This is a genomic window from Candidatus Nitrosotalea sp. FS, from assembly GCF_011319475.1.
Lineage (GTDB): Archaea > Thermoproteota > Nitrososphaeria > Nitrososphaerales > Nitrosopumilaceae > Nitrosotalea.
Genome location: NZ_RCMC01000239.1, coordinates 53063 through 71853, shown reverse-complemented (window position 1 = coordinate 71853; position 18791 = coordinate 53063). Strand labels below are relative to the sequence as shown.

At 37.8% G+C, this 18791-nt stretch carries 19 protein-coding genes and 8 pseudogenes; 10 read left to right on the top strand and 17 right to left on the bottom strand.

Annotated features, from left to right (window positions below):
* The first annotated feature begins 37 nt into the window (after positions 1-37).
* Together DYY66_RS15310 and DYY66_RS15305 are read left to right on the top strand one after the other, a co-directional pair.
* Entirely contained in the window at positions 38-193 is a 156-nt protein-coding gene (locus tag DYY66_RS15310; protein ID WP_309223999.1) for a hypothetical protein, read from the top strand.
* Between the two features lie 7 nt (positions 194-200).
* Complete coding sequence (locus DYY66_RS15305) at positions 201-407, top strand: hypothetical protein (RefSeq protein WP_309223998.1); 207 nt, start codon at positions 201-203, stop codon at positions 405-407.
* 63 nt (positions 408-470) lie between these two features.
* Here the strand turns inward: DYY66_RS15305 and DYY66_RS09295 are convergent, their stop codons facing one another.
* Positions 471-1049 (bottom strand): NADPH-dependent FMN reductase, encoded by a 579-nt coding sequence (locus DYY66_RS09295; RefSeq protein ID WP_166288505.1) that lies wholly within the window; start codon positions 1047-1049, stop codon positions 471-473.
* A 100-nt stretch (positions 1050-1149) separates the two neighbouring features.
* Between DYY66_RS09295 and DYY66_RS16470 the strand changes: the two are divergent.
* The 3 genes and pseudogenes from DYY66_RS16470 to DYY66_RS16460 form a co-directional block, all read left to right on the top strand.
* Positions 1150-1858, top strand: a pseudogene (locus DYY66_RS16470) (zinc-binding dehydrogenase); the annotation flags it as partial.
* A gap of 38 nt (positions 1859-1896) precedes the next feature.
* Positions 1897-2139: pseudogene (locus DYY66_RS16465) on the top strand (zinc-binding dehydrogenase); the annotation flags it as partial.
* A 9-nt stretch (positions 2140-2148) separates the two neighbouring features.
* Positions 2149-2631 (top strand): zinc-binding dehydrogenase, encoded by a 483-nt coding sequence (locus DYY66_RS16460; RefSeq protein WP_394352626.1) that lies wholly within the window; start codon positions 2149-2151, stop codon positions 2629-2631.
* Between the two features lie 263 nt (positions 2632-2894).
* On the opposite strand, the pseudogene DYY66_RS09280 reads toward DYY66_RS16460, so the two are convergent.
* The 6 genes and pseudogenes from DYY66_RS09280 to DYY66_RS09255 all read right to left on the bottom strand — a co-directional run.
* A pseudogene (locus DYY66_RS09280) lies at positions 2895-5178 on the bottom strand (aconitate hydratase).
* Between the two features lie 67 nt (positions 5179-5245).
* A pseudogene (pdxT, locus tag DYY66_RS09275) lies at positions 5246-5681 on the bottom strand (pyridoxal 5'-phosphate synthase glutaminase subunit PdxT); the annotation flags it as partial.
* A gap of 1 nt (position 5682) precedes the next feature.
* Positions 5683-5777 (bottom strand): annotated as a pseudogene (locus DYY66_RS16455) (pyridoxal 5'-phosphate synthase glutaminase subunit PdxT); the annotation flags it as partial.
* Positions 5778-5817: 40 nt separating this feature from the next.
* A pseudogene (locus DYY66_RS14860) lies at positions 5818-6009 on the bottom strand (pyridoxal 5'-phosphate synthase glutaminase subunit PdxT); the annotation flags it as partial.
* Positions 6006-6974: a pyridoxal 5'-phosphate synthase lyase subunit PdxS gene (pdxS, locus tag DYY66_RS09265; RefSeq protein WP_166288496.1), complete on the bottom strand. Its 969-nt coding sequence runs from the start codon at positions 6972-6974 to the stop codon at positions 6006-6008. The pseudogene DYY66_RS14860 and the gene pdxS, both read right to left, overlap by 4 nt.
* A gap of 494 nt (positions 6975-7468) precedes the next feature.
* Positions 7469-7726 (bottom strand): annotated as a pseudogene (locus DYY66_RS09255) (hypothetical protein); the annotation flags it as partial.
* 445 nt (positions 7727-8171) lie between these two features.
* Between DYY66_RS09255 and DYY66_RS09250 the strand changes: the two are divergent.
* Entirely contained in the window at positions 8172-8804 is a 633-nt protein-coding gene (locus DYY66_RS09250) for a hypothetical protein (RefSeq protein WP_166288487.1), read from the top strand.
* A gap of 878 nt (positions 8805-9682) precedes the next feature.
* On the opposite strand, the gene DYY66_RS09240 is transcribed toward DYY66_RS09250, so the two are convergent.
* The 4 genes and pseudogenes from DYY66_RS09240 to DYY66_RS09225 form a co-directional block, all read right to left on the bottom strand.
* On the bottom strand, positions 9683-9922 hold the full coding sequence (locus DYY66_RS09240; RefSeq protein WP_101009471.1) for an Lrp/AsnC family transcriptional regulator: 240 nt from the start codon (positions 9920-9922) through the stop codon (positions 9683-9685).
* A 556-nt stretch (positions 9923-10478) separates the two neighbouring features.
* The gene (locus tag DYY66_RS16450; protein WP_166288484.1) at positions 10479-11309 is read right to left on the bottom strand and encodes a hypothetical protein; all 831 of its coding nucleotides are present in this window, start codon (positions 11307-11309) and stop codon (positions 10479-10481) included.
* Positions 11310-11328: 19 nt separating this feature from the next.
* Positions 11329-12216: pseudogene (locus DYY66_RS09230) on the bottom strand (phenylalanine--tRNA ligase beta subunit-related protein); the annotation flags it as partial.
* On the bottom strand, positions 12207-13676 hold the full coding sequence (locus tag DYY66_RS09225) for a phenylalanine--tRNA ligase subunit alpha (protein WP_166288478.1): 1470 nt from the start codon (positions 13674-13676) through the stop codon (positions 12207-12209). The pseudogene DYY66_RS09230 and the gene DYY66_RS09225, both read right to left, overlap by 10 nt.
* 52 nt (positions 13677-13728) lie before the next feature.
* Here DYY66_RS09225 and DYY66_RS09220 point away from each other — a divergent pair, with 52 nt between their 5' ends.
* Complete coding sequence (locus tag DYY66_RS09220; protein WP_166288475.1) at positions 13729-14844, top strand: tryptophan--tRNA ligase; 1116 nt, start codon at positions 13729-13731, stop codon at positions 14842-14844.
* 5 nt (positions 14845-14849) lie between these two features.
* Positions 14850-15131, top strand: coding sequence for a hypothetical protein (locus DYY66_RS09215; protein WP_166288472.1), 282 nt, complete (start codon positions 14850-14852; stop codon positions 15129-15131).
* Positions 15132-15133: 2 nt separating this feature from the next.
* On the opposite strand, the gene DYY66_RS09210 is transcribed toward DYY66_RS09215, so the two are convergent.
* From DYY66_RS09210 to DYY66_RS16445, 4 genes are all read right to left on the bottom strand, one after another.
* Entirely contained in the window at positions 15134-15445 is a 312-nt protein-coding gene (locus DYY66_RS09210; RefSeq protein ID WP_166288644.1) for a hypothetical protein, read from the bottom strand.
* An 80-nt stretch (positions 15446-15525) separates the two neighbouring features.
* Entirely contained in the window at positions 15526-15993 is a 468-nt protein-coding gene (locus tag DYY66_RS09205) for a phosphopantetheine adenylyltransferase (RefSeq protein ID WP_166288469.1), read from the bottom strand.
* 22 nt (positions 15994-16015) lie between these two features.
* The gene (locus DYY66_RS09200) at positions 16016-16423 is read right to left on the bottom strand and encodes a hypothetical protein (protein WP_166288466.1); all 408 of its coding nucleotides are present in this window, start codon (positions 16421-16423) and stop codon (positions 16016-16018) included.
* Between the two features lie 235 nt (positions 16424-16658).
* Positions 16659-17149, bottom strand: a 491-nt coding sequence (locus DYY66_RS16445; RefSeq protein ID WP_394352623.1) for an FxLYD domain-containing protein, incomplete at its 3' end; no start/stop codon positions are given.
* Positions 17150-17496: 347 nt separating this feature from the next.
* Here DYY66_RS16445 and DYY66_RS09190 point away from each other — a divergent pair.
* Entirely contained in the window at positions 17497-17880 is a 384-nt protein-coding gene (locus tag DYY66_RS09190; protein ID WP_255496411.1) for a hypothetical protein, read from the top strand.
* Here the strand turns inward: DYY66_RS09190 and DYY66_RS09185 are convergent.
* Positions 17877-18047: a hypothetical protein gene (locus DYY66_RS09185; RefSeq protein WP_166288460.1), complete on the bottom strand. Its 171-nt coding sequence runs from the start codon at positions 18045-18047 to the stop codon at positions 17877-17879. The two genes, DYY66_RS09190 and DYY66_RS09185, sit on opposite strands and share 4 nt — an antisense overlap.
* 126 nt (positions 18048-18173) lie before the next feature.
* Here DYY66_RS09185 and DYY66_RS13215 point away from each other — a divergent pair, with 126 nt between their 5' ends.
* Complete coding sequence (locus tag DYY66_RS13215; RefSeq protein ID WP_218583696.1) at positions 18174-18383, top strand: hypothetical protein; 210 nt, start codon at positions 18174-18176, stop codon at positions 18381-18383.
* 21 nt (positions 18384-18404) lie between these two features.
* Here DYY66_RS13215 and DYY66_RS09180 read toward each other — a convergent pair whose 3' ends face one another.
* On the bottom strand, positions 18405-18671 hold the full coding sequence (locus DYY66_RS09180; RefSeq protein ID WP_166288457.1) for a hypothetical protein: 267 nt from the start codon (positions 18669-18671) through the stop codon (positions 18405-18407).
* Positions 18672-18791 lie beyond the last annotated feature (120 nt).

Below are 18791 nucleotides of genomic sequence, written 5' to 3'. Positions count from 1 at the left end.
TCAGAGCTTAAATAATATACGATGCATATTTTGTACAATGCCACGAATTACACATTTTGATATTCCTTCTGACAACCCAGAGAGAGCACAAAAATTCTACCAGAATACATTTGGATGGAAGTTTGACAAGTGGGACGGTCCCATGGAATATTGGATGATACGAACTGGAGACGATAGCCCAGCCCGGAATTAATGGAGGCATGGCAAGAAGGATGCCAGGTCAGATAGGCATGACAAATACTATCGAGGTTCCATCCATTGATGAATACATAAGCAAGGTCCAGTCAAGTGGAGGCCAAGTGTTGATGCCAAAGACGCTAATTCCAGGAGTAGGTCATTATGCAACATGCATGGATACAGAGGGAAACATTTTTGGAATGATCCAGATGGATCAAAATGCAAAATAAAAATTCAGCATGTACACAGCGCAAACATGTTTTGATCAAAATTCTATCAATATGATAATTATTTCAGGGAGATAACTTTAGTAATAATTTTGCAACGTTTGAACCAATCCTTTTTACTTGGTCCTCTTGTTTTTTGTCTTTTAGAGTTCCATCAGCATTGAATACTTCATGGGCTTTGCTTACTGCAATCTGATCTGGAATTACAAGTACACTGATATTTTCAAGAATTGCACGCACATGAACCAAACCACGAAGACCGCCAAGACCGCCAAGAGATGTACTCATTATTCCTGCAACCTTACCCTTGAAACAAGCAAGAGGTTCTTCACCTTCAGACGGTCTAGATACCCAATCAATAGTATTTTTCAGAACACCTGATATCGAGCTGTTATACTCTGGTGCTGAAATTAAGAATCCCTGATGCGACAACATCAGATCCTTTAGTTTTTTTGCATTAGATGGAAGCCCTTGTTGTTGCTCCAGGTCTCCATCATAAAGAGGCATGGCAAAATCTCGAAGATCAATCACAGTAACATCTGCACCACCCTCCAGTGCACCTGTTGCCGCAATCTTTACTAGTTTTTTGTTAAACGAGTCAGCACGGGTACTTCCTGCAAATGCAAGAATTTTTGGCTTTGTCAATTATGATATGACGTGATCATAGTTTAACAAGTTTTCCCCGCCATGGATGGATTCATGCATGTGATGTTCTTTAAATAATAATTTCATCTTTCACAAAGAGTTGAAGGCCATAATCATTAGAAAGCATGGAGGACCTGAGGTCTTATCATATGAACAAGTTCCAGACCCTATTGTCCAAAAAGGACATGTTCTTGTAAGAGTGAAATATTGTGCGGTAAATCACTTGGATATTTGGGTAAGAAACGGAATTCCCGGCAAGACAATATCATTTCCACACATCCTAGGTTGTGATATCAGTGGTACATTGGAAGAAGGATTTGGAAATTTCAAAAAGGGGGAAAAGGTGGTTGTGTATCCTGCAATAGACAGCAAAGTTCCTAGAGTATCTTTTGGAATCATAGGTGGATTTGGAAAATACAAAGGTGGATATGCAGAATTCATTCAAGTTCCAAAGAAGAACATAATAAAAAAACCAGATTGGTTTTCAGATCAAGAGGCTGCTTCAATCAATGTGTCATATCTTACGTCGTGGAACATGTTAGAAAAATCAAAATGCAAAAAAGGTGATACCATTCTAATCTGGGGTGCAAATAGTGGAGTAGGATCTGCTGCAATATTACTTGCAAAAGCAAAAGGCTTGAAGGTCATTACAGTTGCATCAGACAAGAACAAGATGACATTTGCAAAAAAACTTGGAGCAGATTTTGTAATAGACAGAAATACCAAAGATGTAGAATCAGAGGTACTTAGACTTACAAACCAGACAGGAGTGGATGCGGTAATAGATCATGTCGGAGCAAAGACATGGTNTGCTTCAATCAATGTGTCATATCTCACGTCGTGGAATATGTTAGAAAAATCAAAATGCAAAAAAGGTGATACCATCCTAATCTGGGGTGCAAATAGCGGAGTAGGATCTGCTGCAATATTGCTTGCAAAAGCAAAAGGCTTGAAGGTCATCACAGTTGCATCAGACAAGAACAAGATGACATTTGCAAAAAAACTTGGAGCAGATTTTGTAATAGACAGAAATGTCAAAGATGTAGAATCAGAAGTACTTAGATTTACAAACCAATTGGGAGTTGATGCANCTGCAATATTGCTTGCAAAAGCAAAAGGCTTGAAGGTCATAACAGTTGCATCAGACAAAAATAAAGTAAGATTTGCAAAAAAACTTGGAGCAGATTTTGTAATAGACAGAAATACCAAAGATGTAGAATCAGAGGTACTTAGATTTACAAACCAGATAGGAGTTGATGCGGTAATTGATCATGTCGGAGCAAAGACATGGCCTGTAAGCCTTGAAGTTCTCAAGATAAAAGGAAGGATGATTGCGTGTGGTACCACAACTGGAGGAGAGGCAATGGTAAACATTAGATCGTTTTACAGTAAAGAGGCCCAGATAATTGGAGCATATCTTGGATCAAAATCACAACTTGTTGCACTACACAAATTTATGAAATCAAAGAAGATCAAACCAGTAATTGATAGCATATTTGATCTAAAGGACGCCAAAATTGCGCATCAAAAGATGGAAAAAAGCAACCAGTCAGGAAAGATATTGTTACAAGTATCTAACTGACAAACTTTCTACAATCACAATCAATAACAAGGCAAGTTTCGCTGTGTCGTATATGGTCATCTAGGCCATGGCCACAGCTTACATTCTTACATGTGTGCCTACTTTTTTCTCGCTCTACAACCTTTCTGGCTATTTGATTTGCCTGTTCTTTTGAATATCCCTTTTTGTCAATGTAGTAATGTACTACTCTATTGTAGAGTTCATTGGGATCAAATGTATGACTCACACTGATAGAAAATAACGTCACTCAAACTATTAGTTCTTTAGTTGGCTTGTGCTTCTCTTTCACGCATTATGTTCAAGGCAGAACCTGCTTGGAACCATTTTATTTGAAAGTCATTGTATGAATGCTTGAGTGCAATCTCATCTTTTGTTCCGTCTTTGTGATTTAGTATGCATCTGATATTTTTTCCAGGTTGCATATTGGATAGATCAAGAATGCTTATTTTATCAGACTCTTGGACTTTATCATAATCAGATGGATTGACAAAAGTGAGTGCAAGTACTCCTTGTTTCTTTAGATTAGTTTCATGTATACGTGCAAAACTTCGTGCAATAACTGCGGCACATCCAAGATATCTTGGAGACATGGCGGCATGTTCTCTGCTACTACCTTCTCCATAATTATTATCGCCAATTACAATCCATTTTAGTCCCTTCTCTTTGTATTGTCGTGCTATGACCGGAAACGATTCTGTGTTTCTGTTTAGTTGATTCTTTCCCTTGCCAACATCATCGGTAAATGCATTAACTGCACCAAGGAAGATGTTGTCACTAATTTTGTCTATATGACCACGCAATGACAACCATGCACCTGCCGGAGAGATATGATCTGTTGTGCATTTTCCTTTTGCCTTTAATAAAAGTGGCAATTCCACAAAATCTTTACCATCCCATTTCAGAAATGGTTCTAGTTTTTGCAGTCTTCCGCTTGCAGGATTGATAACTACTTGAATTTCATCAGGATTTGCAGCTGGTGGAACGTAGATTTGTCCCACATTTGAGAATCCTTTGGATGGTACCTCTGCTGCTTTTTTCGGCGGCTCTAGTTTGAATTCTTTTCCGTCAGAACCCTTCAGTGTATCTTTTAGCGGATTAAATGAGAGTCTTCCACCAAGAGCAAGTGCCACAATTAATTCAGGACTACCCATAAAGGCCATTGTCTCTCTTCTGCCGTCATTTCTTCCAGGGAAATTTCGGATTAAATGATGTCACAATAGTATTTGGCTCTCCAGGTTTTATCTCAGGTCTATTCCATTGTCCTATGCATGGACCACAAGCATTGGCTAGTACGGTTGCTCCAATTTCATTTAACGTATGCATCTGTCCATCGCGTTCAATTGTTGCTCTAATTTGTTCTGAGCCTGGAGTTACAAGAAGAGGAATTTTCACATTCATTCCGTGAGATTTTGCTTGTTCTGCAACAGATGCAGCTCTTGTCATATCCTCATAAGATGAATTGGTGCAGCTTCCAATAAGAGCAACAGAGATAGTATCAAGATATTTGTTTTGTTTTACATCTTCTGCAAGTGCAGATATTGGCCTTGCAAGGTCTGGCGTGTGCGGGCCTGCAATGTATGGCTCCAGTGCAGATAGATCAATCTCTATTACTTTATCAAAATATTTTTCTGGATTTTGTTCTACTTCAGGATCTGCCACAAGAATATCTCTGTGTTTGTTTGCAATATCTGCAATTTGTTCGCGATTAGTGGACTTGAGATAAACTTCCATTTTATCATCATATGGAAACACAGAGCATGTTGCGCCGATTTCTGCACCCATGTTTGTTATGGTAGCTTTGCCAGTACAGCTGATTGACTTGGTACCAGGTCCAAAGTATTCCACTATGGCATTTGTCCCGCCTGATACTGTAAGCTTCCATGCTACATACAATATGATGTCTTTTGGAGCAACCCAGCCGTTTAGCTCTCCTTTTAGATGTATACCAATTCTTTTAGGATACAAGAGTTCCCATGGAAATCCTGCCATTACCTCAGTTGCATCCAGTCCTCCTACTCCAATAGCAAGCATACCTAGACCACCTGCATTTGGAGTGTGAGAGTCAGTTCCAATCATTAATCCACCAGGAAAAGCATAATTTTCCAATACAACCTGATGAATAATTCCCGCACCAGGCTTCCAGAATCCTATTCCATATTTTCTTGAGGATGATTCTAGAAACTTGTAGACCTCACTGTTTTCATCTAGTGCAACTTTGATATCTACATCTCCACTAACTTTGGCTCGAATAAGATGATCACAGTGAACAGTTGTTGGAAGTGTGCTTCGTTTAAGACCTGATTGCATGAATTGTAAAATCACCATTTGTCCTGTGACATCTTGCAGTGCAACTCTATCTGGTCTAAGAAATGAATAGCTTTTTCCTGGTTCTAGATCTTTTGCACTTTCAATATCATCAAGATGGCCAACTAGGATCTTTTCAGTTAGAGTAAGCGGCCTGTTGACTAGTTTTCTATATTTAGAAATGTTCTCTTCAATTTTTTTGTAAACCTTTGAAACTAGTTCTGGAGTTGTCTCTATTTCCATTACAATAACAGTATACAATCGATTTGAATTTAATATAAACGGTATTCCAGTAATTTAATCTGTAGATCTAGTTCTTCTTTTTAATCATGCTTACAAAGTATTTGTGAAGTGAAATATCCCCTGTAAGCTCAGGATGAAATGAAGTACCTAGTATGTTGCCTTGTTTTACTGCGATTATCTTTTCATTAAACTTGGACAGCACTTCTACATCCTTACCTATTTCTATGATTGAAGGCGCACGAATGAACACTCCTGGAAACTTTGGAATTCCAATCTTATCCATCGAGATTTCAGATTCAAACGAGTCCTTTTGTCTGCCAAAGGCATTTCGTTCTATTTTCACATCAAGAAAGTCTAGCAATGGCTGGTCCATTTCGCCAACTACCCTATCTTTTGCCTTTTTTGAAAGCAGTATCATACCTGCGCATATTCCAAATACAGGCATTCCACTTGCAATCTTTTCTTTAATTTTCTTTAACGAGCCATTGACAAGAGAGAGAGTANCCAAAGGCATTTCGTTCTATTTTCACATCAAGAAAGTCTAACAATGGCTGGTCCATTTCTCCAACCACTCTATCTTTTGCCTTTTTTGAGAGCATTATCATACCAGCGCATATTCCAAATACAGGCATTCCACCNAGAGAGCGTGCCTATCACAGTGCTTTCCCCACCCGGTATTACCAGTCCATCAAGATCAGATATTTGTTCAGGAGTTTTAACCTCAGTTACAATACCTTCCATACCTAGTTCTTCAATTGCCATCTTTGTTGCAAGTATGTTTTCTGCAACATCGCCTTGAACTGCTAGAATTCCTATGTTAATTCCGCTCATGCTGTGCTACCACGTTCTTGCATTCTAAGCTCAAGATTCTTTGTGTCCAATCCTAACATTGATTGTCTTTCATCAATCATTTTTTGTGCTTCTTTTACCTTGTCTGGATCTTCCCAGAATGTTGTTGCTAAAACTATTGCTTGTGCTCTTTCTTTTGCGTCGTCAGCTTTGAATATTCCAGATCCTACAAACACTCCGTCACAACCCAGAGTCATCAAGTATGCAGCATCGGCAGGAGTTGAGATTCCTCCCGCTGCAAAGTTGACAACTGGCAATCTACCCAAACTTGCAGTCTGTTCCACAACAGAGTATGAGACTTTCAACTCTCTTGCAACACTTATCAAGTCTTGTTCATCACCTGCATCATAGATTGATTTTATACGTCGTAGTTCGGTGTTTACATTTTTAATATGAATAACTGCTTCTGCAACATTGCCAGTTCCTGGTTCTCCCTTTGTTCGAATCATTGCTGCACCCTCTTCTATTCTTCTGAGAGCTTCACCAAGATTTCGTGCACCATTTACAAATGGACTAGTGAAATCCCATTTCCAAATGTGACGGTTTTCATCAGCAGGAGTTAAAACTTCAGATTCATCAATCATGTCTACATTTGTTTCTTGCAAAACCATTGCCTCGTATACATGACCTATTCTGCATTTTGCCATGACTGGAATTGTTACAGAATCCATAATCTCTTGAATAATTCTAATACTTGCAGTTCTTGCAACACCGCCAGCTTTTCTTACATCAGATGGAAGTTTATCCAAAACCATTACTGCAACTGCTCCAGCGTCTTCTGCAATTTGAGCTTGCTCAACAGTTGTAACATCCATCACCACTCCATTTTTGAGCATGTGAGCAAAACCACGTTTTAGTGTGGAAGTTCCTCTGGTAGTACCAAATGATCCTATCTTTTCCTTTACTACCCCTTTAGTATCGCCCAAATCGCCGGAAAGTGGAATCATGAGATTTGATCGAGTCTTACGCTATTTATTTTATTATTTCTGCAATTACAGCGTCCAAGCTGTCTTGGACCTGGCCTATCAACGGAGGAATGAATTCCTGAGTGGAATTCTGGTCAGGCCACTGTACATTGATGGATTTGTCATTAAGTGTAACTTGTAATCCATATTTTTCATACTCGTCTAGATCACTTTTTACGGGAAATGTTGTTGTTGGAATTTCCATAAATCCAGTCTCTTTTATCAGGGCAGTCAGTCTCTTGACCTCATCTTTTGACAGCNACTTTTTACTGGATAGGTTGTTGTTGGAATTTGCATAAATCCTGTCTCTTTTATCAATGCAGTAAGTCTCTTGACTTCATCTTTTGATAGTTGATATTTTTTATCAGGCTCAGAATAGCCGTTTTTTGTGAGACTATAGGTAGTTTGACCATCATTTGATATTGTTAAAACTTCGGTTGTATCAGCACCAATGCTCTGTGTCAGACCAAATGAGNATAGCCATTCTTTGTGAGACTGTAGGTAGTTTGGCCATCGTTTGATATTGTTAAAACTTCGGTTGTGTCAGCTCCAATGCTCTGTGTTAGGCCAAATGATATTTTTTTTAGGTGTTGTTTGCTATATTCTATTGATATAACGTCATCAGCATTAACTGCAACATTTGGAATTTCGGGTCGAAGAAGTGTTGGTACCACAATGAAAAGAGCAGCAAGCACTGGAATTGCCCCCAATATTATGATTATAGGTCTAACCAAGTTTTACTCCCCAAGTTATCAGAGTCTGATTTAGGCATGTAATTGATCAAGATACAGAAATTATGACATGCAATTTTCTTGTAACAATCCAACGCTCAAAAAGAGTTATGATGGTACCAATAAATCTTCAGAAGTCAAGTAAATTAAAATTCAAGTGCATTTATGGTCATTACGTGGGGTCGTAGCCTAGCCTGGTATGGCGACAGTTTAGATCACATGATCACCGCTAAGGGCTCCAGTGGTTTCACAAGCTTCACTGACGCAAGGATGATGTACAGTTTGGAGCTGTAGTGACCCGTGTGTCGCCGGTTCAATTCCGGTCGGCCCCACCATCCGATCTCTCTCCGCTAGATAACAGTTATAAGGAAAAAGGCACCTAGTATTTCTGCTAGGGGAGATAGGATTTGAGTTTTACAATATCAAAAATACATCGAGGTAGACTGAATTGAGCAGAGGCAATTTCCCAACATTTGGAGCCTCTAAAACTGGAACTTTTGTTTCCACTCTGAAAAATTATAATCTGCCACCTTTCATTTTAGAAAAAATTGCTGCAGACTGTAAATCAGATCTGGTCAGAAAAGGCAGAATTGAAGAACGCTTGCAAAGCATGAATGATTCCGCTCTTGAACTTTTACACAAGGTTTTTGTTGATTGTCACGAAGATTCCTCCGGCGTATACGCCAACTATCGATTTTTTGCATACATCTCAAGCATGTTCCACAAGTGTGAAATTTTGTTAAACGAAAAAATCCCAGGTCATTCTGGCAAAGTCTACAAGGTACCCATCGCAGTCAAAAATAATGGAATGTACATTGCAGTTGGTTTTAACAAATCTTCAGGCGGCCCAACAACAAAAAGAGAGGCCATCAAGTTTTATGAAATGGTTGACGATATCAAGAAAGGAGAGCATGGAAATCAGCTCTCCGAAGGAGTTTTCGGATCCTCAGTCGGATTTGATGGAGAGGCACTTGTTACCTTGGAAAAGCTAAGTACAACTCGAAAGAAAGATCCACAAAATAAAATAGATTTCAAGACAGCTAGTTTTCAAGACAGAATATACTCTGTCACAAAGTGCTAGTGCTTCTTTTTAGCAGGGCAGAATTTTAAGTGGACTTGTTTTTCAACAGTCAGCGTAGTTTCATTTTCATGAAATAGTTTCTTACCACAATCTGGACAAATAAATTCTGGCATAAAAAAACTCCAAACCACTTACTTATAGTCTTTTAGGAGATAAAAAATATCAAAATGGATCATTCTACTATAACCGTAAACTAGAAGTATCTATAGTTGCAAACAGAGCATCTTTGTCTGTTTGTTTGTTATTGGCATCATAGTGTTCATAGGGCAACGATGCAAAGAGATGCTTGTCCCATATATCATGGACTAGTTCCTTGTAATTTTTGTATCCAGCTTGTCTTAGAAACTCATGAGCAAGTTCATGTGAGACCTTCGAGCAATTAGTTTCCATTAGAAATTTCAAGTCATCTTTTTGTGGACTCTTGCTCCATAGGACCATGCCAAAATTATCTGCAAAATATCCCTCACATGTACAGTCAGTCCAAATAGGCCTAAAGTACGTCAGATAGAAATGAAAGATATCTCTTCCCCTATCAGCATGGTCATCAAGCAAAGCAGGTGTATCTACAATCCTGAATTTCCCTCTAGATCTGACTACCATCTCNCTTACTTCTGGATCTTACTATCATCTCATCTGCCTGAACCTCGACTTTTTGCGAAAAAGTCTTTTCAATCCAAACCTTGTAGAACTGTGCCATCTTTGTAACGTACTCAAATTCCCATTTTTTATTTTCCAGGTCTTCCTCTTTTACCAAGAAAATGAAATGAAGTAGCATGTGATGAAAAGATTATAACGCAATTAAAAGTTCTTTGAATAAAAAATTAGAGTACTCTATGGTGTAGTGTTCAAAAAGATGGGTAAAATTTTTCCACAGAGACTTAACTTTGACCTTCTATTCCCATCAGGGTTAGAGTTGAGCGAATCTTCTCTATTTTACGAATTTTCCAAGTGATTATTTCTCTTAATGCTTCCACTGTTGGAGATTCGATCTTTGCGAGAATATCGTAGGCCCCGAAGGTACCGTGAACTTCCTTGACTCCGTTGATTGCTTTCAGCTGAGAGATTATTGATTCCTCAGAGCCAAGTTCACAATTTATTAGCACATATGCAGTTGCCATGGTATACCTATACAACGCAAATATATCAATAGATCTGTTTTCTCTTCGTAAATCAAAGATTATATCATAGTTGAAAATTGAGAACTAGATTTTTTGGATGAATTTCGGAGGTTCTTTTGATTTTTGGCATTTTTGAAAAGTTTAGGAAAAAAGAATGTTCCCCGGTTCTGACTCACATAGAGTCATTGGTACGTTAGCCTTAATCCTCATCTTGTTCTATTACCGGGGTGCCCTGTAGCACGGCTGGGTGGACCAAAAATCATATTTCATCATCCCAGTCCGTCTGCGTGCTGTATTGGGGCGATTGATTATTTTCCAGGCAGTAATTTATTGTGATTGATTAGAATCGGATGAATTTGAGCGTGTTTTTGAAGTCTGTGCATCTCTTTTTCAGAAACAATATTGTAATATGCACAAATCCCCCAAGAAAAACATCAAATTGGAAAAAAAGTGCCTACTCTGTGGTTGTAAAGACCACAAGTTAATTGGTTGTAACCGACATCTGTCTAAGCATTGTAGCTGTTTCCAAAATGATTCTCAAAGGTAAAACAAACCATCAAGATAAAAGATCAGTGAGTTTGATCTCAAACCCAGCTACTGGAGTTCTAAGCTTGAAATTGTCAGCAACTTTTGCATCCATTTCACCTAGTGAACCAAGTTTCTTACCATTAACCACAATACTGCCAGTTCTTCCATCAACAAACATGGATTCCTTTTGTGGTACGGTGTTACAGGATAAATTAAAACCAGTTTTAAGAAATGATTGTAAAACAGATTTTACTTCTGTAAAGTTGACATCTTTATGTGCACTAAGACAGGACAAATGAATTCCTTCTTTAATTGGTGAATCTTTTTCAAATATAGTTCCAATCTCAAATATTTTTTGAGGATATGATTCATGAATATTTCTTGACAACACTTCCATCATACCAGGAAGCAACATGTCACGCAAAATAATGTGTTCTTGACTTTTTGAATCAGCGACAGATATTATCTTGGACGATTCTCTACCAGTTTTGTCATATAGAATTTCTTTGCTTGTAAGCTCAAAGTTCATCACTTCAAGATACCCTAGTCCAATCATAAGTGAGCGAACAGTCTCAAGTGTCTTTGTGGTATGATTTCTCTCACCTGCTGAGACGGACTCAGGCATCGTAGGTGCCAGATTTTGAATTCCATATCCAAGAGCAACTTCTTCTACGAGGTCCATCACTCCAAAGATATCGGTTCTATATCTTGGAATTGTACATACAATTTTTTTGCCTCTCAACTTTGCATCCAGTCTACTTTTTTTGAGAGACTTTACTATGAGCTGGTTTGATATCTCAATTCCCAGGGTCTTGTTTACAAGTTCTGGCTCAAGTACAAGATCTCTAGATTTTAGCACAGGAGTAGCGTTTCTCGANTACTATGATCTGGTTTGATATCTCAATTCCTAGTGTCTTGTTTACAAGTTCTGGCTCTAGTACAAGATCTCTAGATTTTAGTACAGGAGTAGAGTTTCCCGCTCCAGTTATTTTTACTGAATATAGTTCAAATCCTGCAATCTGTAAAGTATTTGCAACAACTGCAAGCACTCCCTCTGCAGCATTCTTGTCAGTTGCAGTAACCTCTACAAGTAAATTGCGTGTCTTTGTATTCATTTCTGTAAGTTTTGCATTAACAATAGGAGGAAGCGATATAGTTTTTCCATCCGAATCTACAATGACCGGAACCTTGGCATGTCCTTCCAAGGTGTTCTTGTATTTTTTTCCTGTCTCTGTTTTTTCTAGTATATCTTTTACAGTCATTGATGCATCAGATTCAAGAGGAACAAAGCTGTGCTCCTGTGTTACAGTTTTGTAGTATAACGGGAATTTTATTTTTTCAAGATCATGTATTCCAATAGATGCCTTCTTTCGTCGTCTACCTAATCCATTATGGAGATCTTCTTGCATTGTAATTATTTGTCGAATTGTTTCATCATCTAGCTTGCCATTTCTTGCCTCTATTGCTGTGACATATGGTCGTATTTTGGATACAGAAGGATCTGCTTTTATGAAATATTTTCCATTTTTGATTTTCAATACAGGCATACCAAGTTTTATTCCAAGTAATCCCTGGAGACCTGTAATAATTCCATAATCAGTAGAATAATCTGGCCTGTTTGGGCTGTATTCTACGTTAATGTGATCAGCTGTCTCATCTTCAATATCTAATCCAATGAACGGCAAAGTGTCAATAATTTTCCCCTTTGGAATGCTCCTACCTAGAATTTTTTTCATCCTGTCAAAGTATAGTGTAACTACTGGCATTTTGGCACACTCCTTAACCAACCAAATTTGTTTTCATACAACTCTCTGACATCTTCTAAGCCATATCGTAACATGGCAATTCTTTCTATCCCTCCACCCCATGCTAGAACTGGATTTTTGATTCCAAGTGGTTTTGTTACCTCTGGTCTGAAAATTCCCATTCCAAACAACTCTACCCACTTGCCAAGTTTTTCATTGTATATCATGGATTGCAGCGACGGTTCGGTATATGGAAAGAATGTTGGCCAGAATTTGATTTTCTTTATTCCCATCTTGTGATAAAATTCAGTCTGCAATCCCATCAGGTCTCGTAGTGTGACATTTTTACCAACTACAACTCCTTCTACTTGATGAAATTCTGCAAGATGTTTGTAGCTTAACTTTTCATTTCTAAACACTTTGCCTATTGAAAATAATCGTGCCTCATCGTATTTTTGGTCAGCAAGAGCTCTAATGGTTACACATGTAGTATGTGTCCTCAGAACAAGTTTTCTTGCTTCTTCATTTTGCCATTGATAATTCCAACCCTTCTTGTGTGCATCAGATACTTTTTTTATCTGATCAGGTTTTGCGATATTACTTGCTTTTACATCCTTGAGGTAAAATGTATCTTGCATCTCTCTTGCAGGATGGTCTTGTGGTGTAAAGAGAGCATCAAAGTTCCAAAAGCTAGATTGGACGTTATTTCCAATTATCTCAGAAAATCCAAGACTGACAAATATTTCTCGTACTTCATCTATTACATCTCGTAACGGGTGACTCTTTGCTGCAAATATTATTGGAGCAGCGGCTTCAACATCTATTGCTCTGACGACTTTGGCTTCCGGTTCTACTCTAGATGATGTCTCAGATACACTTTCAAAATCAATGTTATCTGGTACGGTCTTGGCAGTTTCCATACCTTTTTCGGTTAGAGTTACCAAGGCAGATTTTTTTGAGCTAACAACAATAAACTCGGGTCTTTTTTTCAGTGATTCTACCGCATCCTTGTCTTCAAATTCCTCGAGAAAAGTTCCAGTAGGATTTTTCGATATGGTTTTGATAATTTTTTCCTCAGATGTGGCATCATGATATCCCTTTAACATGATCCTATTTTCATGAATCTCAACCCAACCATTCTTCTTTGCATTTGCAATAGCTGGACCAAATTCATTTTTTAGTAAATTTTTTACGTCATTCATTTCACACGAATATCCATCTAGTGATCGTAGATGGTTGATCAACTGTCTTTCAGGAAATCCCTTTTCAGATGCTTCAATTCCCCTTTTGCCAAGTGTTACAAGATTTTTTTCGGATTCTACAACACTGGCTAGATCCTTGAACTTGAGCCATTCAATACCTCGTCGTATCTGGTCTAGTGAAAGTTTTGTCACAGTAGCAAGTTCTTCAGGTGTTAGACTCTTCTTGTCAATCAAGGTCTTGAGAATTTTTTGCTCAATTGGATGCAGAACTTGTGACATTACCACAAAAAGCCAAAAAGACTTTTTAAACCTTAACCTAACTAAACCATGAATGTCATCTGAAGAGTTTACAGTAACTCCTTGGAGCGTAGAAGGAGATATTGACTACGATAAACTCATGCAGAAGTTTGGCACGGAAAAGATTTCTCCTGAATTAGAGGCACGTATTGAAAAAATAACTGGCGAAGTACATCCAATGCTAAAGCTGGGTTACTTTTTCAGTCACAGAGATTTAGACAAGATTTTGACAGAATATGAGAAAGGCAACAAGTTTTACCTGTACACTGGAAGAGGTCCGTCAGGCAAGATTCACATGGGACACCTGTTACCATGGATTTTTACAAAATATCTCCAAGAAAAATTTGATGTCAATTTGATATTTCAATTAACTGATGATGAAAAATTTCTCTACAGTGATGGAAAATCAATGGATGATGTATCAAAATTTACGCAAGAAAATATTCTAGATATCATAGCCATTGGATTTGATCCAAAAAAGACAAAGATCCTAATTGATACAAAAGACATCAAAAGAATTTATCCCTTATCACTTGAGATAGCAAAAAGAATTACCTATTCTACCGTAAAAGCTGTTTTTGGATTTGAAAATTCTACAAATATAGGTATGATTGGATTTCCACCAATACAAGCAGCACCCTGTTTTTTGCCATCAATAATTGAGGGGCGCCCTACACCGGTTCTCATACCTGCAGCAATAGACCAGGATCCTTATTGGAGGGTAACAAGGGATATTGCAGAAAAATTAGGATATCCAAAACCTGCTCAAATCCACTCCAAGTTTCTACCAGGACTTGGAATGCAAGGAAAAATGTCATCCTCAATTCCAGAGACTGCCATATTTACCACAGACAGCGATGACGTGGTAGACAAAAAGATCTCAAGCACATTTACTGGTGGTCAGCCAACTGTTGAGCTTCAGCGAAAACTTGGTGCCAACTTTAACATATGTCCAGTATTTTGGTACCTGAGATACTTTTTTGACACAGAAAAAGAATCTGATGAAAGGGCAAGAAAGTGCAAGGGCGGACAATTATTGTGTGGAGAGTGCAAATGTAACCTAAAAGATGCCACCAAGCCCTTCTTGTCAGAATTCAAAAAACAGAGAGAAAAAGCAAAAGACCAAGTAGACAAATTCATGTTCGATTAGACAATATGAAAAAAGACATTACATGTACAGATAGTTATGAAGCTCAGAAACTTGCAAGTCTGATATACATAAAAGATGATAATGAAATTTTCATCAATGGTATCTTGGAGATAATTGAAAACGAAATAATAATATCTCTAAAAGACAAGTCTGCCCACAGCATACTTTTCAAAGACAGGTTTCAGGCAGAATCTTTTGCAGATTTCATCCAGTCTGTAATTGATGGCACAAATAAGATCACAGAAACCAAAGTTCACGAAGACATTGTGGAAATAACAAAAAAGTAATTTCAGACAAGAGACTTGTCCATTTCTTGGCTTACTAGTTCCTGCACCTTGAGAAAATACAATCTAGTCGTATATGGCATGTCATCGAGGTTATTTGATATGGCCATCATGAGATAACGAACCGCTCGTTTTGATATATTGAGGTTAAATTTCAGATAAAGAATTGGGTCCTGTTTTACACCAATTTTGTCCACAAGCCACGGAGGCGCCATCTCCTTTGCCTCCTCAATTACTTTGTTGTACCAGAGAGCAATATTTTCAGGATCAAGGCCTTCCTTTAGACCTGTGATATCTGACGACATTTTGCGAAACATTCGGTCTGTTAATTCTTTCAATACCTTACAAGACATTTTAGAGTTTTATGGAACCTACTCAAAGATTGAAAAGTTGTTTGTCAACTAAGTATATTGCCATTAGCATCAATCTCAGATCTCTTTATTCGTGTTGTAGAGATACGTGTACCATCCTTGGCTAGAGCCATTGGAACTACAATCACTGCAACAGGAGGAGAGTTTCTCTGAGACCGTAGCTTGTTCAGTTCTGTGCCTTTTGATGAAGTCTCTTCACTTACCACCAAAGCTTCTACTTCTTTTTCTAATACCGCAGGACCAAAATCATTGTCAAGTTTACTTATTTCATACTTGGAGTTTGGAAAATTTTCTTTGATTGTATTTTCTAGTGCCTTGTATCTTGTAGAATAATCATGGTTTGGTTTTTTTCCTTTCTTTCTTGCAAGCTCATCACTAGTCAGACCAATGATTACCTTGGATGATATTGAAAATCCATTTCGCAAGAGTTCTAGGTGTCCCTTGTGAATAATATCAAACGTGCCACCCAAAGCCACAAGTTTGAATCTAGCCATGACTATTGTATTTAGGGTCTTGTCATTTAACAAGTACTACGTTGATTTGTGGTACTGCAGAAGAAAGAGGAACTGCATCATAATTCCACACATAAGTCTCTACAAAATATGATCCTGCTGTATTTGGCTTCCAGTCTACAGATGCATTTTGAGTATCAGGTCCAAGAAATATTCCTTCATACTTTCCTATGAAATCAACTTGGCCATTGAATTGTTTGACTTGAACGTAGTAGATGAATGGCTGAGTAGAATTGAGTATATGATTTAGATTGCTAGTTATTTTCACAGATGCATTAACTGGAACAGTGGAATACGAAGTTCCATTAGGATCAGTTACCATGGTGTTACTTACAATCACCGGTAGTGTTTGAAAGTCATTCTTGGGAGTTGGTTTTGATTGATACGTGTCAGATTCTGCAACAAGCAACATATGATGTTGCTCGAGGATCTAAATCGGCAGTAACACTGAATTGTGAATCTTTTCCAGAATCAACATCAATTGGATTAGACATTCCCATTCTAACTACACGTTGAAATGCGTCATACAAAACCAGGTAGACTTTGGTGTTGAGTGATTTTTGTACACCATTATTATGCACGTTACCAGAAAGAGCCAGTTTATCAGAGACTTGTAAAAGCCCTGGTGAAATATCCAATGCTTGCTNTAGACTTTGGTATTGAGTGATTTTTGTACACCGTTATTATGCACATTACCAGAAAGAACCAGTTTATCAGAGACTTGTAAAAGCCCCGGTGAAATATCTAATGCTTGCTGTTTTGTGGATGCAGAGTCAAATGGTCCCATGTTTACTTGAACAGTGGCAATTGATGGATCAGATTGTGTAGAATAGATCATAAATGGAGATGTACCATGTGGAGGAATTACTTGGAGAAGTGTTGTTCCAGTTTTGGATTCTATAATATTAGTTCCATCACTGTTCATGAATTTGACATAGACAACCACCTTACCGATTGGAACATCATTGTCATTTTGAACCTCACCTAGTACTACAGTGGTGCCATTACTTGCTTTGTAGGAATATGTTGTTTGAGGTATTTCGGCCTTGAGACTGGTCGGAGATGGAAGATCAGCCCAGACAATATTTGTCGTAAATAATGTAATAATCAGTAAACTTGAAAGTAACAGAGTTTTCATCTATTCTAGTTCCAAAAGGGGATTAATCACATACAACATATCATAATCTATACAACATAGTTTAGAAGGTTCTACTAAACTAGCGTTAGTTGACAATAATTATAAAAAGAAGATAAAAGATTTGGTTGATTTACTTGTGTTTCTTTGCGGTAATTACACACCAGTAAATGAATCCTGGTATCAATCCTACCATCAATGGTATGTATACGCCCGCTTGACTCCAATCTTGCATATCTAAATTACCTAACCAACAAAAAACTTGCATAGTATTTAAATCCATCTTTCATGAGGCAAGCCATATCCAGATCGCCTAATTCATAACAGATCCATGGCTCTTTAAATAAAACTTGAGTGCGATTTGTAATCAAGACTTGGAGATAATAATTGAGCCGTGGAACCAACTTGTCATTCATGAAGTATTAGAGTTAAGATTTGAAGACTGGATAACTCAGATAATTGCCAGTGCAAGATCAGCCGGAGGTGGCATACCTACTATCTTTTGGGCAGGCGGAGTGTCATTTCATTTTGCAACGTTCCCAGATACAGATACCATAGTGCAAGAGAAACTAAAGGGTAGGATTCATTATTCATCAGTTACATTTGCGATAAAAGAGAAATTTGAAAAACAGATCATACGTGAAGGCGGTGCTGTTAATTTTACAGATGTAAGTCACAACGAAATTTTTAGCAAGTTAACAGATAAACTAAGATCGCAGTCAAAGTTTCATTAGCCAGGAGTTCTTCGTGATTTACGCAAGACCAAGAATCCTCCTACTACTATAAGTGCAATACCTCCGATAAAATATGGAGAAGGATATGGCGCTATTGGAAATAGAAAGATGCCAGCTGTAATCATGGCAAGATAAACAAGCATTGTTTGATCTATATCAAATACCATTAGAGTTTACTCCTTTTTTCCATACTATAAAGAATGCTAATAGTGCATTTGGCATACATTCAGAGAAGAAACCATTCAAAAAATGCAATAGTTTGCAGACATCTATGTTGCAAAATGGTTTATTTTATGCAGGTCAAGAACATGACAATAACTGAGAGCCCCATTATTCCAACAGTTACCCAACCTGCAATGATTACACTGTTCCTAGGTTTACAACTTGCAACCAGAGCTTTAGTGGAAAACATTACGCTTCATTTGTACTTGGAACAATACCGTTTATTCTCATCTATGTATTCTATAGATTACGAAAATAAAATAATAGTTTTAGAGAAGTAATATTAATTCATAAGATTTCAATTATGAACGCTTTATAGCTCGTTTTACAGATTCTCGATTCTTGAGAAGATAATTGGTAGAGTTGTTGGACTTGAAGTTCACCTTGACAATACTGCTTGTAATGAGTCTCATGAGTTTTGCGGGATGAGTCTCCACATCAAACCATTGCCATCCCAGATATTGCTTGTTGGGTAGATTTTCCTCTTCTTTTTGAACAGCTAGCTGGAGTGTCTTGAGGTATTCGGGCTTTTGGGCAAGCAATTGTACGGTGTTATTGTAATCCTGCATAGCGCTTACACACATATATACATACATACACATATACCTTTTCTCATAAACAATTAAATGCATAAAACAGAAATTTAGGCTCAAAGACCTAACTATGAAAAACTGTTTTGATATTGTCAA

Bases quoted from the DNA above. Each gene is read 5' to 3' on its own strand.
- DYY66_RS15310 (WP_309223999.1), top strand. From the start codon at position 38: ATGCCACGAATTACACATTTTGATATTCCTTCTGACAACCCAGAGAGA.
- DYY66_RS15305 (WP_309223998.1), top strand. From the start codon at position 201: ATGGCAAGAAGGATGCCAGGTCAGATAGGCATGACAAATACTATCGAG.
- pdxS (WP_166288496.1), bottom strand. From the start codon at position 6,974: ATGATTCCACTTTCCGGCGATTTGGGCGATACTAAAGGGGTAGTAAAG.
- DYY66_RS09240 (WP_101009471.1), bottom strand. From the start codon at position 9,922: ATGGCAACTGCATATGTGCTAATAAATTGTGAACTTGGCTCTGAGGAA.
- DYY66_RS09225 (WP_166288478.1), bottom strand. From the start codon at position 13,676: ATGTCACAAGTTCTGCATCCAATTGAGCAAAAAATTCTCAAGACCTTG.
- DYY66_RS09220 (WP_166288475.1), top strand. From the start codon at position 13,729: ATGTCATCTGAAGAGTTTACAGTAACTCCTTGGAGCGTAGAAGGAGAT.
- DYY66_RS09215 (WP_166288472.1), top strand. From the start codon at position 14,850: ATGAAAAAAGACATTACATGTACAGATAGTTATGAAGCTCAGAAACTT.
- DYY66_RS09210 (WP_166288644.1), bottom strand. From the start codon at position 15,445: ATGTTTCGCAAAATGTCGTCAGATATCACAGGTCTAAAGGAAGGCCTT.
- DYY66_RS09205 (WP_166288469.1), bottom strand. From the start codon at position 15,993: ATGGCTAGATTCAAACTTGTGGCTTTGGGTGGCACGTTTGATATTATT.
- DYY66_RS09200 (WP_166288466.1), bottom strand. From the start codon at position 16,423: ATGTTGCTTGTTGCAGAATCTGACACGTATCAATCAAAACCAACTCCC.
- DYY66_RS09185 (WP_166288460.1), bottom strand. From the start codon at position 18,047: ATGGTATTTGATATAGATCAAACAATGCTTGTTTATCTTGCCATGATT.
- DYY66_RS13215 (WP_218583696.1), top strand. From the start codon at position 18,174: ATGCAGGTCAAGAACATGACAATAACTGAGAGCCCCATTATTCCAACA.
- DYY66_RS09180 (WP_166288457.1), bottom strand. From the start codon at position 18,671: ATGCAGGATTACAATAACACCGTACAATTGCTTGCCCAAAAGCCCGAA.